Raw genomic sequence first — 15126 nt, forward strand, 5'->3', positions numbered from 1 at the left:
GCTGAATTTATAATCGTTGACTCATTTGAATCACCATTTTATCTTTCCATTCTCTAAATGTTCCGGCAATAATTTGTCTTCTTGCTTCGCGCACTAACCACATGTAAAAACCTAAATTGTGAATAGTTGCAATTTGTTTTCCTAAGAATTCATCTGCAGCAAATAAGTGTCTAAGATATGCTTTTGAATATTCAGTATCTACCCAAGTGTGTCCCATTTCGTCAATTGGCGAAAAATCGGCTTCCCACTTTTTATTTTTCATATTCATTGTTCCGTGAGCTGTGAATAACATTCCGTTTCTGGCGTTACGTGTTGGCATCACACAATCAAACATATCAATTCCTAACGCAATATTCTCTAAAATATTGATTGGCGTTCCTACACCCATTAAATATCTTGGTTTGTCTTCTGGAAGAATTGCTGTAACAATTTCAGTCATTGCGTACATTTCTTCAGCAGGTTCTCCTACTGAAAGTCCGCCAATAGCATTTCCTTGCGCACCTGCATTTGCAATATATTCTGCCGATTGTTCTCTCAAGTCTTTATATGTACTTCCCTGTACAATAGGAAAAAACGTTTGTTCGTAACCGTATTTATAAGGTAATTTTTCTAAATGATTGATACATCTGTCTAACCAACGATGTGTCATGTGCATCGAACGTTTTGCATAGCGATAATCGCATGGATAAGGTGTACATTCATCGAAAGCCATAATGATATCAGCACCAATAGTACGTTGAATTTCCATCACATTTTCAGGTGAAAAGAAATGATACGAACCATCAATATGCGATTTGAATTTTACACCTTCTTCTTTAATTTTTCTATTCGAAGAAAGCGAATACACTTGGTATCCACCAGAATCGGTTAAGATATTTCTATCCCAATTCATGAATTTATGCAAACCTCCAGCGGCTTCTAAAATTTTAGTTTGAGGTCTTAAATATAAATGATAGGTGTTTCCTAAAATAATATCTGGATTAATGTCTTCTCTTAGCTCACGTTGGTGTACTCCTTTTACAGAAGCCACGGTTCCTACGGGCATAAAAATTGGGGTTTCAATAACACCATGATCGGTTGTTATTTTTCCAGCTCTGGCTTTACTTTTTGGGTCTTTGGTAATTAAATCAAACTTCATATTGTGCTTTTACGAACGGCAAAGATAATTTATTTTAGAATTTAGAAATTGGAATTTGGAATTATTTATGATTAACACTGATTATTAATAACTTCTAACAAAATGATTTGTACCACCAAAAAAATAAAATTACTTTTGCATTCAATTAACACATATATATCTTTTATAATGTCTAACACGCAACAACTACAAGATTTTACAACACAAGTTCGAAGAGATATTCTTCGTATGGTTCATGCCGTAAATTCAGGTCACCCAGGAGGTTCTTTGGGATGTGCTGAGTTTTTGGTTACCCTTTACCAAGACGTTATGAAACGTAACGAAGGTTTTGATATGAACGGAATAGGTGAAGATTTATTCTTCTTATCAAACGGACATATTTCTCCAGTTTTTTATAGTGTTTTAGCTAGAAGCGGATACTTTCCAGTAGCGGAATTAGCAACATTCAGAAAATTAAATTCAAGATTACAAGGTCACCCAACAACTCATGAAGGTTTACCAGGAATCAGAATGGCTTCGGGTTCGTTAGGACAAGGAATGTCAGTTGCAATTGGAGCGGCTCAAGCTAAGAAATTGAACAACGATAATCATTTGGTTTTTGCTCTTTTAGGTGATGGTGAATTACAAGAAGGACAAAACTGGGAAGCTATCATGTATGCTTCGGCAAAAAAAGTGGACAATTTAATTGCAACTATTGACTTAAACGGAAAACAAATTGACGGAACTACAGACGAGGTTTTGGCAATGGGAAGCGTAAAAGCGAAGTTTGAAGCATTTGATTGGATTGTATTAGAAATCAAAGAAGGAAACAACATTGACGCTATCAAAGCTGGTTTAGCAGATGCAAAATCAAAATCAGGAAACGGAAAACCAGTTTGTATTTTATTACATACTGAAATGGGTAACGGAGTAGATTTTATGATGCACACACACGCTTGGCACGGAAAAGCGCCAAATGATGAGCAATTAGCAAAAGCGTTAGAACAAAATGTTGAAACTTTAGGAGACTACTAGAATTATGAAAAAATATACCAACACAGGAAGCAAAGATACCCGTTCGGGATTTGGAGCTGGAATGACGGAATTAGGTCAAAAAAACGAAAACGTAGTAGCACTTTGTGCGGATTTAATTGGATCATTAAAATTTGATGATTTCAAGAAAAATCACCCAGAGCGTTTCTTCCAAATTGGAATTGCTGAAGCCAACATGATTGGAATTGCAGCTGGATTAACTATCGGTGGAAAAATTCCATTCACAGGAACTTTCGCTAACTTTTCTACAGGAAGAGTGTATGACCAAATTCGTCAATCAGTAGCTTATTCAGATAAGAATGTAAAGATTTGTGCTTCTCACGCGGGATTAACGCTTGGAGAAGACGGAGCAACACACCAAATCTTAGAAGACATTGGTTTGATGAAAATGTTACCTGGAATGACAGTAATTAATACGTGTGATTACAACCAAACCAAAGCAGCCACTTTAGCTTTAGCGGATCATCATGGTCCTGCTTATTTACGTTTTGGTCGTCCAGTGGTGCCTAACTTTATGCCAGCTGACGAACCTTTCGTAATTGGAAAAGCTATCATGTTAAATGAAGGAACTGATGTTACGATTATTGCGACTGGACATTTAGTTTGGGAAGCATTAATTGCTGCAGAAGCTTTAGAAGCAAAAGGAATTTCGGCTGAAGTAATTAACATTCACACTATTAAACCGTTAGATGAAGAAGCGATTTTAAAATCGGTTAAGAAAACAGGTTGTGTAGTTACTGCGGAAGAGCATAACATTATTGGTGGTTTAGGAGAAAGCGTTTCTAGAACTTTAGTACAAAATCATTTAGTACCACAAGAATTTGTTGCTGTAAACGACAGTTTTGGAGAAAGTGGCACACCAGACCAATTAATGGAAAAATACAAATTAAACAATCAAGCGATTGTTGAAGCGGTAGAAAGAGTTATCAAAAGAAAGTAATTTTCTTTTAATTATATAGAAATCCTCAAGCAATTGGGGATTTTTTTGTTTATAGAATTTGTAAATATTTTTTTATATTTGAAAGACTTAACTCAGTAGCGTCAATCTAACTAAATTAAGGTACATATACGAAAGTTTGTTTCGCATATGTACTAGTTGGCAGTAATTTTACCGAAAATAACGAAAAAAGACATTTTTAAAATATGAAAGCAAAAATAATTCTGATTATCTTAATATCAACATTTTTTTCTAATTGCATTGGACAAACAAATGGAAAATACTTGAATATTAAATCCACAAGGCTTTCAATTATTCCACCAAACGGTTTTTATGAATCTAAGTCAATCATCGGTTTGGAAAAGAATGAAAAAACTGCAATTCAAGTTATGGATTTAGTTGGTGGAAATTTCGAATCAAATACTGCAACTTTTACAATAGCTGAATTCAAAAAGAAAGGAATTTCAGTTTTAGAATTTAAAGATTTAAAAATAAATGGTTTCGATGCGAAATATGCAAACATAAAAGGAGCAGATGAAAATGAACGCGCTTTATTAGTTTTTGGTGATTCAACATTTTCAGCAATGGTAATTGCTTTTTTCCCTTCAAGTTCAAGAAATGAATTACTTCCAGAAATTGAAAACTCATTTTTAAAAATTAAATATGATAAGTCTTTAATAATTGATCCATTTGCAAACAGCAATTTTAAAGTAGAAGAAAATGATTCAAAATTCAAATTTGCAAAAGTTTCAGCAAATATGTTTATATTTTCTGAAAATGGCATTGTAAAAAAGTCATACAATAACGAACCTATGGTTATGATTTCAACTTATCCGTTTGACAAAACTATGTCAAAAGAAAAACTAATTGACCAAATGCAAGATGGTTTAATTCAACAAGGATTTATAAAAAAAGAAATTAAAAATATTTCTAAAAAAAGTATTAATGGCTATGACACTATGGAAGTTGAATTTTATTCTGAGCATAAATCAAAATATAAACTTACATTCATGACAGTTTTAATCAAAGAAGATATAGCATTAGTTTTTTATGGAGGTGCTGAATCAGATTATTCAGAAAATATTATTGAGTTTAAAAAGTTAAGCTCAAAATTAAAAATTAAATAAAAACTACTACCAACAAGCGTTTGTCAAGATTGCGAATTTTGTAATAAATACACGTTTACATTTTGCAAGAAATTTTATCTTGGGTAGAAAATAATCAGTTCAGAACTTCGCAACATCGCCAAGCGCCGGAACGTTGGCGGTAATAGTATGGAAATCTGCTGAAAGACAAAATTGTTAATTTATGGGCAAATTAAAATTATTTAATGAAGGTGATGTAATCTTAACAAATCCAGCAGAAGGTTTTTGGGGTATTGCCGTAGTATTATCCGAAAGAGAAAAAACAGAAAATTATCATCCAATGTGTCATATTGCCATAACTCCAATAATTTCTAGACATAAAATTGAATTCAATGAACTTAAAATTGAAGATTTAAAACCATTGAAATTTGAAAGAGTTTACGCTTTGAAAAATATCGATGAGTTTACTAAAACAGAAACTTCCATAGGAGTTTACACCAGAAAAAATAAAGAAAATTTTGAAGTGATTGGGTCGATTAATCCTAAAGCTGTTTATGATGGACCTTTACCATTTGAACCTAGGCATGATTTAGAAATTAAATGGCCGTTATGTGGAGAACCAACTAAATTACTTGGAAGAGAAGCTTACATAACTTGGAAAAAACTAAAAACCAAAACAGAAAACTAAAACTACTACCGCAAACAGCGGTTTGCTTCAATGGCTACTTTCGGATTTTCCTCCGGAAAATCAATTTATAGTAAGACAAACTTTTAAATTGTAACAATTCAAAATTACTCGCATTAACTAATAATCAGCTAAATTGAACAGCATATTTTATTTCAAAGGTTTTTTTATTTTAAAAAAAATATATTATCATTGTATTCAACTAAACTAGTATTAAACCAAGCTCCATAAATATGAAAAAAATTCTTTTATTATTAGTATTGACTACGTTTACCATGAATGCCCAAGAAAAATTCGATTTCCCATTGAATGAAAACGGGCAAATTATCTTTTCGGAAGTTGTATCTGCGGAAGGAAAAACCAAAGATGACTTGTTTAACAACTCCAAAATGTTCTTTGTAAATATCTATAAAGAAACACAGGATAAGATTAAGCAGGATAAAGAAGCTTCGTCAGTTACTGACACCCAGTATTCTTTCATGACGATTAAGGCAAACGGAAGCGAGACAAAAGTAAAATTATTTTATACTATTTCTATTATGTCAAAAGAAGGCAAATACAAATACGAAATAAAAAATATCTTTATCAAGTCGAGTGCTGAAACAACTGTAGAGAAAATGTTTGATAAATTGGCTTCCGAAAAAGCAGTAGAAAATCCAAAATTAATGGAAACTCTTAAAGCCTATTATGCAGGAATCAATTCTACAATTGAAACCATCAAAAGCGACATTAAAAAAGAAATGGCTAAATCTAGCGCAGCAAAAAGCGACTGGTAGTTAATTACATTAATTACAAGATACACTAAAAAACGCTGTCAATTTTTTTGACAGCGTTTTTTATTATACTTAAATAAGTTTTACTTCAACCTTCTAAAAAACTCCAATAAAATCCCATTATTCTCTTTTTCTGGAGTGAAAATTTCTAGAATACTTGGTTTTTCGTTTTGATTTAGGAATGCAGCATATTGTTGCTGTAAAGTTGTTCCCTCATTCGCTTCAAAATAATCAAAGCCGTACATTTTAGCTAAATGTGAGGCATTTAATTGGTGAGAAGTTTCAAAATAGGTGTTAAACGTTTCGGTTTCTTGATGACCAGGTAGAATTCTAAAAATCCCTCCACCGCTGTTATTTAGCAAAATGATTTTGAAGTTTTTTGGAATGTAATTGTTCCACAAAGCGTTACTGTCGTATAAAAAACTGATATCGCCAGTAATCAACATCGTTGGCAAATCAGACGCTAAAGCTGCTCCAATGGCTGTAGAAGTGCTTCCATCGATACCACTTGTTCCTCGATTACAAAAAACTTGAATGCTTTTATCTAAATCAAACAACTGCAAATAACGTATCGCCGAACTATTGCTTACTTGCAATTGACTATTTTTTGGAACATTCTGACAAATAAAATCAAACACTTTAAAGTCTGAAAATGGTATTTTTGCAGTGTATTCTTGGTGTTTCGCTACTCTATCTTTCCAAATTGTTGCAATACTTGATTGATATGAACTTTCAATCATTTTTTCAGTCAATAACTGACTTAAAAATGTATTGATTTTAGTCTCAAAATGATTCGTAAGCGCTCCAAAAGTATCGTAAGCTCTTAAATCGTCCACATGCCAATGATGAGCTGGTTTGTATTTTCGTAAAAACGCTTTGATACGTTTCGACACAACCATTCCGCCAAAAGTCAAAAGAATTTCAGGTTGAAATGTTTTGAAATCTTCATCCGTGAAAGGTGTAATCAAAGTATCAATTTGGTCGATGAATGTTGGGTGATGTAAATTGGATGTTTTTTCGGTTAAAACCACAACACTTGGGTCATTCGCTAAAACATCCAAATATCTTTGTTCTACCGAATTTGGGAACAACTCTCCTACTAAAAACAATTTTTTAGCGGCTTTGTTCCAAGTTTCAATAGTAGAATTTTCTAAAGAGAAAGTTTTGCTTTCAGTATTAAAATCTACAATTTCAGGTTGCACTTGTAATTCGGAAACGGTTTCATACAAAGGTTCTTCAAAAGGTGCATTAATGTGAACTGGCCCTTTTTGGGTAACCGCAACATGTAACGCCATTTGAATGTTATTGTCGTTTTCAGTTGATACATTTTCTTGCAAATTAGCATTGTACAAACTGTGATTCGCAAATACATTTTCCTGACGAATAGTTTGTCCGTCGCCAATATCAATCTTATTTTGTGGTCTATCCGCTGAAATAACAACCAATGGAATTTGGCTATAAAAAGCCTCCGCTATCGCAGGGTAATAATTCAACAAGGCTGAACCTGATGTACATACAACGACAACTGGTTCTTGCAACTGTTGGGCAATCCCTAAAGCAAAAAATGCAGCACAACGTTCGTCGGCAATACTGTAACATTTGAAATACGGATTATTTGTAAACCCAATAGTCAAAGGAGCATTGCGCGAACCTGGTGAAATTACGATATGTTGGACTCCTTTTTGTTGGCAAATTTCGATAATGCTTTGCGCTAAAGGAATTTTTGGATACATCATTTTTAAAAAAATAACTGGACTACAAAGTTACGAAGTTGAAAAGGTTTTTAGTACTTTTACTACGTAATTTCTTTACAAAATGGATATAAAAATTAGAGACTACCAAATAGCAGATTGTCCTGCAATTTTAGACATCATCAACGATGCAATTTTGCATTCGACCGCTTTATACGATTACAACGTGCGAACATTAGCAACTCAAGAAGCTATTTTTGAAGAAAAACTTCAGAAAGGTTTTCCTGTTATCGTTGCCGAAATGAATAATGAAGTCATTGGCTTCGGTTATTACAGTGAATTCCGTTTCCGAGAAGCGTATAAATTCACAGTAGAACATTCGGTTTATGCGAATAAAAATTCAATTGGAAAAGGCATCGGAAAATTATTATTGACCGAATTAATCGAAAGAGCCAAACAACAAAACCTGCATACTATGATTGGTGTAATCGATTCAGAAAACACTAACAGCATTGATTTTCATAAGAAATTTGGTTTCGAAGAAGTTGGGTTTATAAAAGAATCAGGATATAAATTTGACCGATGGTTGCATTCTGTTTTTGTTCAGAAAATTCTATAAAAAAAGTGTTCAGTGTTCCATAAACAGAACAAACTGAACACTATATACTGAACAATGATTACTAACTATTTCCCTTCAATCCAATTGGTAATTTCTGCATCAGTAGGAAGTACTCTAGGAGAAACCACTTTTGCTAATTCACCATTTTCGTTGATTAGGTATTTTTGGAAATTCCATTGTACTTCGCTGTCTTCTAATCCGTTTTTGGCTTTTTGCGTTAAAAATTGATATACTGAATGCATATCGCCACCTTTCACCGAAATTTTAGCCATCATTGGAAACGAAACACCATAATTTTGTTGGCAGAAAGTAGCAATTTCCGAATTACTTCCAGGTTCTTGAGCTCCAAAGTTATTTGCTGGAAAACCTACAATTACGAAATTTTTGTCTTTGTATTTTTCGTAAATTGCTTGTAATTGTTCGTATTGCGGTGTTAAACCACATTCTGAAGCGGTATTGACTACTAAGATTTTCTTCCCTTTTAAGGTTGAAAAATCAAAAGTATCGCCACTCAAATCTTCTACTTTAAACTGATAAATCGTTTCTTTTGCCATAGGTGTTGTAGTTGCTGCTGCAGTAGCTGTTTGTTTTTTTTGTGCCTGATTTTGACAACTGAAAAACAAAGTTACTACTGAAAACAAGGTTACTAATTTCTTCATCTCTTTTTTTATTTCAAATTTAGGGTTTTAAAATGCAATTTTTGATAAACATTTCTTAAAAAAAATGGTCGCTAATTAGCGACCAAATTCTTATTTTTTATAATACTTCTTGTACGGAAAGTAAGCTATTGCTGCAATTACCAAGACAATTGCTAAAATAATGAAGTAATAGGTTACGTTTTGTTTTTCACCCGAAGCGTAACTGTGCAAACCGCTTAAGTGGAAATTTACTCCAAAATACGTCATTAAAATCGAAGCAAAAGCTAAAACACTCATTACGTTATAAATCCATCTTCCTCTTAAAGCAGGAACAAATCTCGCATGAATCACAAACGCATAGACCATAATACTAATTAATGCCCAAGTTTCTTTTGGATCCCAACCCCAATAGCGTCCCCAACTTTCATTAGCCCATTGTCCGCCAAGGAAGTTTCCTATGGTTAACATGACCAAACCTACGGTTAACGCCATTTCATTGATGTATGTGATTTCGTCGATGCTTAATTTCATTCTTTCTTTGTTCTTTTCGTTAGTGAAAATCATTAAGAATAATGAGACTAAACCTAAAACCATCGCTAAAGTAAATGGTCCGTAACTCGCTACGATTACTGCAACGTGAATCATTAACCAATACGAATTTAAAACAGGTTGTAAGTTTCCAATTGTTGGATCCATCCAATTCCAATGTGCAATCATCAAAATCATTGCAGTTACAAATGCTGTTGAAGCTACGGTAAGTTTCGAATCTTTTCCAAAAGCTAATCCAAAGAACATGGTTGCCCAAGCTACATAAATCATACTTTCATACGCATCACTCCAAGGCGCGTGTCCTGAAATGTACCATCTAACAATTAATCCTGCTAAATGCAATATGAAAAACAAACCGATTAATCCATGAAAAACATTGATAATGGTTCGGATTACTTTTGAATCTTTGAAAATTTGAACAATGCAGAAAGCCAACATTAAAACCCCAGCCAACATATACATATAGTACAATCTCTTGAAAATATCGTATTTATTGTATGTGATTTCAGAACTGATTTTACTTTCAGAAAGCATAACGGCAGAACCGTATTTCTTTTGGTATTCGTTTAATCCTTTTAAAAGACTATTTGGTAATTCGTAATTATTACTTTTAGAAGCTTTTTCCAAAGCATTTAAGTAAAATGGCATTACGTTTTTAATCGAATCTAAAGCAGTTCCTGTTGGTTGGTTCACTTCTAAAAACGAAACCCATTTATTCGATTTATCGCCTGGAACTGGGAACACTTTTAAAATTTGTCCACTCAAAGCCGAATATAAAAGATTTACTTTTTTATCCGCTTCAATAAAATCTTTTTGGAATTGATTTGGAACTGGTTCTTTATAAGCGGTTTCTAAAAATTTGGCTAATTTATAATTTCCAGTTTCATCAAAAAATGAAATAAGTGGCGCATATTTAGCTTCTTTTTCAACTCCAATTAATTTACGAATACTATCATTTCCTCTTTTCAAATAAATGATTGGCAAACCATACCAATATTGAGGAAATTGTGTCATCGATAAAAACGCTTGGTCCGAATTCATCCCTTCATACGTATCGCTTTTTGATACTTTACGAAGTAATTCAGATGAAAACGTATTGATAGGCTTCATTCGCCCATTATCTTGAATTACTACTTTTCCAAATTCGCTCGCGTGCTCTTTCGAAATTTCGTGCTCCTTCAATAATTTTAGAATTTCTTCTTTACTTGGTTGGTGATTGTGCTCTTGAGCAAAAGTTAAAGTCGAAAATAAAATCAAAAAGACGCTCAATAAACCTGCTTTCTTTGTTTTCACTTTCTCTAATTTTTCTTTCAAACTAGCAAAACGAGTATTTTTATTGAATAAGATAGCCATCATTCCGAAGTATAATAAGAAATAACCAATATACGTAATCCAAGTTCCCCAGAAATCGTGACTTACCGATAAATTTGTTCCTTTTTCATCTGGATCAAAACCGGCTTGGAAAAATCTAAATCCTCTGTAATCTAAGATATTATTCATAAAAACACTGTCTTTAAATGTTTTCTTTTGTTCGGTATCAATAACTTCAATCTTACTTTTGAAAGCCGAATAACTATTTTCTGTTCCTGGATATTTATCAGCGATGAAATCATCTAATTTGATTGTAAATGGAGTGTTGTAAACTTTACTTCCGAAGAATAACGTAAACTCTAAATCACCAATTTTTACGCTTTGTGGAACTCCTTGTTTTCCTCTTGCTCCTACTAATGTTAGAACTTCTTCTTTTCCTTGTGTTTTGATTTTAACTTTCAAAGCATCATCGGTTTGTTTGTCTTTAAAATCATTATTCGATTTAAAAGTCAATTCTCCTTTAATTGCTGGCTCTGGAAATACAAACTGAGCTCCACCAATGTTATACAACGAACGTAACATTAAAGGTTGCACAGAATCTTTAGCCACTTTACCTTGTAATTTATCAGCCATTCGCATAAAATCTCCTTCAAAAGGCGTTTGAATGGTATAAGCTTCCGCAATTTTGGTAATGTTGATTGCGCCTTCTGTATATTTATTAAAAGCAAAAAGTACGTTGTGTAAGTTTTGAACTTCGCCTTCTTTTAAGTAGTGTTCGTGACGTGTTCCTCCACTCGACTCCACCATTTTAATCATCAACTGTCCGCTTTCTGAAGCTACAACAGTTTCCGTTGCGTTCATAACAAACTCTTGATATTCTACTTCAAAAGGAATGCCGCTGAATTCACCTCCCATTGAAAAGTCATTGATAGCAAACGTATTCAAAAAAGCATCGTCTTTAATTTCTGGAGCTAAAATCAAATCTTTTTCAAAAGTCTTACGACGCATTTGACCTTCATGATTTCCGTCAACTAAAACAGTTAAATAGGGTTTATCGGAATAAATGATATTTGCAGATTCTCCTTCTCTAATAGGCATCATTCCTTCATAACTAATATAACGAGTTACAAAAGCACCTACAATAATTAGAATAAAAGAAAGGTGTAATAATAAGGTAGCCCAATTTTCCTTTTTATGTAACTGATAACGTTTGATGTTTCCAATAAAATTGATTACAAAAAACACCATAATGACTTCAAACCAAACGGCATTGTAAACAATAACTCTTGCTGTATCAGTATTATAAGCATCTTCAATAAAAGTTCCGGCTGCCATGGCTACAGCAAAAGCAATGAATAAAAAAGCCATTAAGCGTGTGGAAGATAACAGGGATAGTATTTTTTTCTCCATGAGTTGGGAATACGTTTTTTATAAATTGGCACAAATGTACTCAAAAACAAAAACTTTTCCGCGAAGTTTAACAAAGGTTTGAGGATTTTCTATTCGAATGATTTTAATACAACATTTTTACTTCTTTCACATCGAAAAAGGTTATCGAATCGTCTTCCAATAAAACTTCTAATTTGCCGTCTTTTGTTACCTTTTGAATTTTTCCTACAAATCGATTTCCTGATGCCGATTCGAAAGTCGAAACAACATCTTTCTTAAACAAAATAGCATGATAAGCGTTCCAAAAATAATCTTCGTTAAGATTTTCAAGTTGATTTAAATTAAATTCTAATCGATTTACGATGGAAATTAAAAGTGTTTCTCTATCAAATAATTGGCTTTCCAATAAAAATAAAGACGATGCTTGTGGCAAATTTTCAAACTGAGATTGGTTCACATTCAAACCAATTCCAATTATCGATTGTACTTCGTTTGAATTTTTGAAGGTGTTTTCGATTAAAATGCCAGCAATTTTCTTATTCTCTGCCAAGATGTCATTTGGCCATTTAATGGCAAAATTTAAATTACTAACTGTTTTTAGTGCTTCAACTACACTCAAAGCCACAATTATATTCAAGGTAAAAAGACTTGAAATTTCTTCTATTTTTTGATTATATAAAACACTAAAAGCTAGATTCTTACCTGTTTCAGAAGTCCAACCCGAACCTCTTTGTCCTTTTCCTTGTGTTTGTGATTCGGTACTAACAACGGTGAAATTTTCGCAACTTTCTTGAGCCGAAAGTGCTTTCAAAAAACTATTGGTAGAATCTATGGCATCGAGTTTGATTATCTTCATAATACAATAACAAAATTTAATCTTATGTTAAGGTTCAAAAATAATCACAAAAAATGATACCTTTGCATAAATACAAAAATAATAAATGGCGAAGAAGCAGATTAATAATGATGATTTATTAGCAAACATCATCAAAGGGATTGAAGAAGTAAAAGGAGAAAATATTGACATTCTTGATTTAAGAGAAATTGACAACACGGTTTGTGACTACTTTGTAATTTGTAATGGAAATTCAAATACTCAAGTAAATGCAATTGTAGGTTCAGTACAAAAAATCGTTTCAAAAGAATTAAAAGATAAACCATGGCACGTTGAAGGTGCTGAAAATGGAGAATGGGTTTTAATGGACTACGTGAATATTGTAGTACATGTTTTCCAAAAACACATTCGTGAATACTACCGAATTGAGAGTTTATGGGGTGATGCAAAAATCACAACCATTGAAACTAAATACTAAAATTTCTTATGGCACAAAATAGTAATTCTAACTTTAAGTTTAGTCCATGGATGAGTATTGGACTGGTTATTGTCATTTTCTTAACCATTAATTTATTTTCTACTGGTTTTGATTTAAGCAATCCTGCGCCAACTACATTATCAAAATTTTATCAATATTTAGATAAAAATCAGGTAGAAAAAGTAGTATTTACCAATACTAAAGCAACAGTTTACTTAAAGAAAGCGGCTTTAACAGATAAAGCACATGACAAAGTAAAAAATGATGTTTTAGGAAAACTAAATACGAAAGGACCTCACTATTTTACAGAAATTGGTGATTTAAAAACCTTTCAAGAAAACTTACAAAAAGCGTCAAGCGAAGGTAAACTTACAGATTACGAGAAAGAGCCTGAAAGCATGTGGGGTGAAATCATCTCGATGCTTTTACCTATCTTACTTTTAGTTGGACTTTGGGTCTTTATGATGCGAAGAATGTCAGGTGGTTCTGGTGGCGGAGGTGGACAAATCTTCAGCATTGGTAAATCGAAAGCTAAACTATTTGATGAAAAGAACGATACTCGTGTAACTTTTGAAAACGTTGCCGGTCTAGAAGGTGCAAAAGAAGAAATTCAAGAAATTGTAGAATTCTTAAAAACTCCTGAAAAATATACTTCAATTGGTGGTAAAATCCCAAAAGGAGCTTTATTAGTTGGGCCTCCTGGAACTGGAAAAACATTATTAGCTAAAGCCGTTGCAGGTGAAGCTAAAGTACCTTTCTTCTCTTTATCAGGTTCTGATTTTGTGGAAATGTTTGTTGGTGTTGGAGCTTCTCGTGTTAGAGATTTATTCAAACAAGCCAAAGAGAAATCACCATCAATCATTTTCATTGACGAAATTGACGCTGTGGGTAGAGCTCGTGGAAAAAACAACATGACAGGTGCTAACGACGAAAGAGAAAACACACTGAATCAGTTATTGACTGAAATGGATGGTTTTGGAACCAATTCAAACGTAATTGTTTTAGCTGCTACCAACCGTGCTGATGTTTTAGATAAGGCATTATTACGTGCCGGTCGTTTTGACAGACAAATTTATGTAGACTTACCAGACATTAGAGAACGTAAGGAAATTTTTGAAGTACACTTAAAACCTTTGAAAAAATCAGAGGAATTAGATACTGAATTTTTAGCAAAACAAACACCAGGATTCTCTGGAGCTGACATTGCTAATGTTTGTAACGAAGCCGCTTTAATTGCAGCTCGTAAAGACAAAAAAGCGGTAGACAAACAAGATTTCTTAGACGCTGTTGATAGAATCATCGGTGGTTTAGAAAAGAAAAATAAAATTGTTACTCCAGCTGAAAAACGCGCAATTGCCATTCATGAAGCTGGACACGCGACTGTTAGTTGGATGTTAGAACACGCAGCTCCACTTGTAAAAGTTACGATTGTTCCTCGTGGACAAAGTTTAGGAGCAGCTTGGTATTTACCAGAAGAAAGACTGATTGTTCGACCAGACCAAATGCTAGACGAAATGTGTGCTACTATGGGCGGAAGAGCAGCTGAGAAAGTAATTTTCAATGAAATTTCAACAGGTGCTTTGAGTGATTTAGAGAAAGTAACGCGTCAGGCAAGAGCAATGGTTACGATTTACGGATTGAACGATAAGCTTGGAAATATCACGTATTACGATTCAACTGGGCAATCGGATTACAATTTTTCTAAACCGTATTCTGAAGAAACTGCAAAAGTTATCGATACTGAAATTTCTAAATTAATTGAAGAGCAATATCAAAGAGCAATTCACATTTTAGAAACAAACAAAGAAAAGCTAACTCAATTAGCTGATATTCTGATAGAAAAAGAAGTAATTTTCAAAGATGATTTGGAAACTATTTTCGGAAAAAGACCTTTTGACAAAGAAGATGAAATTCCTGCTGCGGAATAAGGACTTATCAACAAAATAATATTAATAAAAAACTTAGT

Annotated in this window: 13 protein-coding genes; 8 read left to right on the plus strand and 5 right to left on the minus strand. The window is 33.2% G+C overall.

Translation table 11 applies throughout. The annotated features are described in order from the left end of the window. Window positions 1-7: 7 nt before the first annotated feature. Window positions 8-1138: a tRNA guanosine(34) transglycosylase Tgt gene (gene tgt / locus AAEO58_RS10545; RefSeq protein ID WP_341683357.1), complete on the minus strand. Its 1131-nt coding sequence runs from the start codon at window positions 1136-1138 to the stop codon at window positions 8-10. A gap of 102 nt (window positions 1139-1240) precedes the next feature. Here tgt and AAEO58_RS10550 point away from each other — a divergent pair, with 102 nt between their 5' ends. From AAEO58_RS10550 to AAEO58_RS10570, 5 genes are all read left to right on the plus strand, one after another. After that, window positions 1241-2152, plus strand: coding sequence for a transketolase (locus tag AAEO58_RS10550; protein WP_341683358.1), 912 nt, complete (start codon window positions 1241-1243; stop codon window positions 2150-2152). Window positions 2153-2156: 4 nt separating this feature from the next. Beyond that, a complete protein-coding gene (locus AAEO58_RS10555) occupies window positions 2157-3110 on the plus strand; it encodes a transketolase family protein (RefSeq protein ID WP_290821235.1) in 954 nt (317 codons plus the stop codon). Window positions 3111-3313: 203 nt separating this feature from the next. Beyond that, window positions 3314-4234: a hypothetical protein gene (locus tag AAEO58_RS10560; RefSeq protein WP_341683359.1), complete on the plus strand. Its 921-nt coding sequence runs from the start codon at window positions 3314-3316 to the stop codon at window positions 4232-4234. 181 nt (window positions 4235-4415) lie between these two features. After that, the gene (locus AAEO58_RS10565) at window positions 4416-4880 is read left to right on the plus strand and encodes a hypothetical protein (RefSeq protein WP_341683360.1); all 465 of its coding nucleotides are present in this window, start codon (window positions 4416-4418) and stop codon (window positions 4878-4880) included. Between the two features lie 230 nt (window positions 4881-5110). Continuing rightward, window positions 5111-5653 carry a DUF4468 domain-containing protein gene (locus AAEO58_RS10570; RefSeq protein WP_341683361.1) on the plus strand — a complete coding sequence of 181 codons (543 nt, stop codon included), beginning with the start codon at window positions 5111-5113 and terminating at the stop codon, window positions 5651-5653. 80 nt (window positions 5654-5733) lie between these two features. Here AAEO58_RS10570 and menD read toward each other — a convergent pair whose 3' ends face one another. Next, window positions 5734-7386: a 2-succinyl-5-enolpyruvyl-6-hydroxy-3-cyclohexene-1-carboxylic-acid synthase gene (menD, locus tag AAEO58_RS10575; RefSeq protein ID WP_341683362.1), complete on the minus strand. Its 1653-nt coding sequence runs from the start codon at window positions 7384-7386 to the stop codon at window positions 5734-5736. A gap of 79 nt (window positions 7387-7465) precedes the next feature. On the opposite strand from menD, the gene AAEO58_RS10580 reads away from it, so the two are divergent. Beyond that, window positions 7466-7960, plus strand: a complete 495-nt coding sequence (locus AAEO58_RS10580) for a GNAT family N-acetyltransferase (protein ID WP_341683363.1) — start codon at window positions 7466-7468, stop codon at window positions 7958-7960. A gap of 65 nt (window positions 7961-8025) precedes the next feature. On the opposite strand, the gene AAEO58_RS10585 is transcribed toward AAEO58_RS10580, so the two are convergent. The 3 genes from AAEO58_RS10585 to AAEO58_RS10595 form a co-directional block, all read right to left on the minus strand. Next, window positions 8026-8619, minus strand: a complete 594-nt coding sequence (locus AAEO58_RS10585; protein ID WP_341683364.1) for a glutathione peroxidase — start codon at window positions 8617-8619, stop codon at window positions 8026-8028. 90 nt (window positions 8620-8709) lie between these two features. Beyond that, a complete protein-coding gene (locus AAEO58_RS10590; protein WP_341683365.1) occupies window positions 8710-11868 on the minus strand; it encodes a cytochrome c biogenesis protein CcsA in 3159 nt (1052 codons plus the stop codon). A 103-nt stretch (window positions 11869-11971) separates the two neighbouring features. After that, window positions 11972-12703, minus strand: coding sequence for a biotin--[acetyl-CoA-carboxylase] ligase (locus tag AAEO58_RS10595; RefSeq protein WP_341683366.1), 732 nt, complete (start codon window positions 12701-12703; stop codon window positions 11972-11974). A gap of 85 nt (window positions 12704-12788) precedes the next feature. Here AAEO58_RS10595 and rsfS point away from each other — a divergent pair, with 85 nt between their 5' ends. Together rsfS and ftsH are read left to right on the plus strand one after the other, a co-directional pair. Continuing rightward, window positions 12789-13160, plus strand: coding sequence for a ribosome silencing factor (rsfS, locus tag AAEO58_RS10600; protein WP_133610768.1), 372 nt, complete (start codon window positions 12789-12791; stop codon window positions 13158-13160). Between the two features lie 8 nt (window positions 13161-13168). Further along, complete coding sequence (gene ftsH, locus AAEO58_RS10605) at window positions 13169-15088, plus strand: ATP-dependent zinc metalloprotease FtsH (protein ID WP_341683367.1); 1920 nt, start codon at window positions 13169-13171, stop codon at window positions 15086-15088. Window positions 15089-15126: the final 38 nt, after the last annotated feature.

The sequence above is a fragment of the Flavobacterium helocola genome (assembly GCF_038289885.1).
Taxonomy (GTDB): domain Bacteria; phylum Bacteroidota; class Bacteroidia; order Flavobacteriales; family Flavobacteriaceae; genus Flavobacterium; species Flavobacterium cheniae.

Bases quoted from the DNA above. Each gene is read 5' to 3' on its own strand.
- tgt (WP_341683357.1), bottom strand. From the start codon at position 1,138: ATGAAGTTTGATTTAATTACCAAAGACCCAAAAAGTAAAGCCAGAGCT.
- AAEO58_RS10550 (WP_341683358.1), top strand. From the start codon at position 1,241: ATGATTTGTACCACCAAAAAAATAAAATTACTTTTGCATTCAATTAAC.
- AAEO58_RS10555 (WP_290821235.1), top strand. From the start codon at position 2,157: ATGAAAAAATATACCAACACAGGAAGCAAAGATACCCGTTCGGGATTT.
- AAEO58_RS10560 (WP_341683359.1), top strand. From the start codon at position 3,314: ATGAAAGCAAAAATAATTCTGATTATCTTAATATCAACATTTTTTTCT.
- AAEO58_RS10565 (WP_341683360.1), top strand. From the start codon at position 4,416: ATGGGCAAATTAAAATTATTTAATGAAGGTGATGTAATCTTAACAAAT.
- AAEO58_RS10570 (WP_341683361.1), top strand. From the start codon at position 5,111: ATGAAAAAAATTCTTTTATTATTAGTATTGACTACGTTTACCATGAAT.
- menD (WP_341683362.1), bottom strand. From the start codon at position 7,386: ATGATGTATCCAAAAATTCCTTTAGCGCAAAGCATTATCGAAATTTGC.
- AAEO58_RS10580 (WP_341683363.1), top strand. From the start codon at position 7,466: ATGGATATAAAAATTAGAGACTACCAAATAGCAGATTGTCCTGCAATT.
- AAEO58_RS10585 (WP_341683364.1), bottom strand. From the start codon at position 8,619: ATGAAGAAATTAGTAACCTTGTTTTCAGTAGTAACTTTGTTTTTCAGT.
- AAEO58_RS10590 (WP_341683365.1), bottom strand. From the start codon at position 11,868: ATGGAGAAAAAAATACTATCCCTGTTATCTTCCACACGCTTAATGGCT.
- AAEO58_RS10595 (WP_341683366.1), bottom strand. From the start codon at position 12,703: ATGAAGATAATCAAACTCGATGCCATAGATTCTACCAATAGTTTTTTG.
- rsfS (WP_133610768.1), top strand. From the start codon at position 12,789: ATGGCGAAGAAGCAGATTAATAATGATGATTTATTAGCAAACATCATC.
- ftsH (WP_341683367.1), top strand. From the start codon at position 13,169: ATGGCACAAAATAGTAATTCTAACTTTAAGTTTAGTCCATGGATGAGT.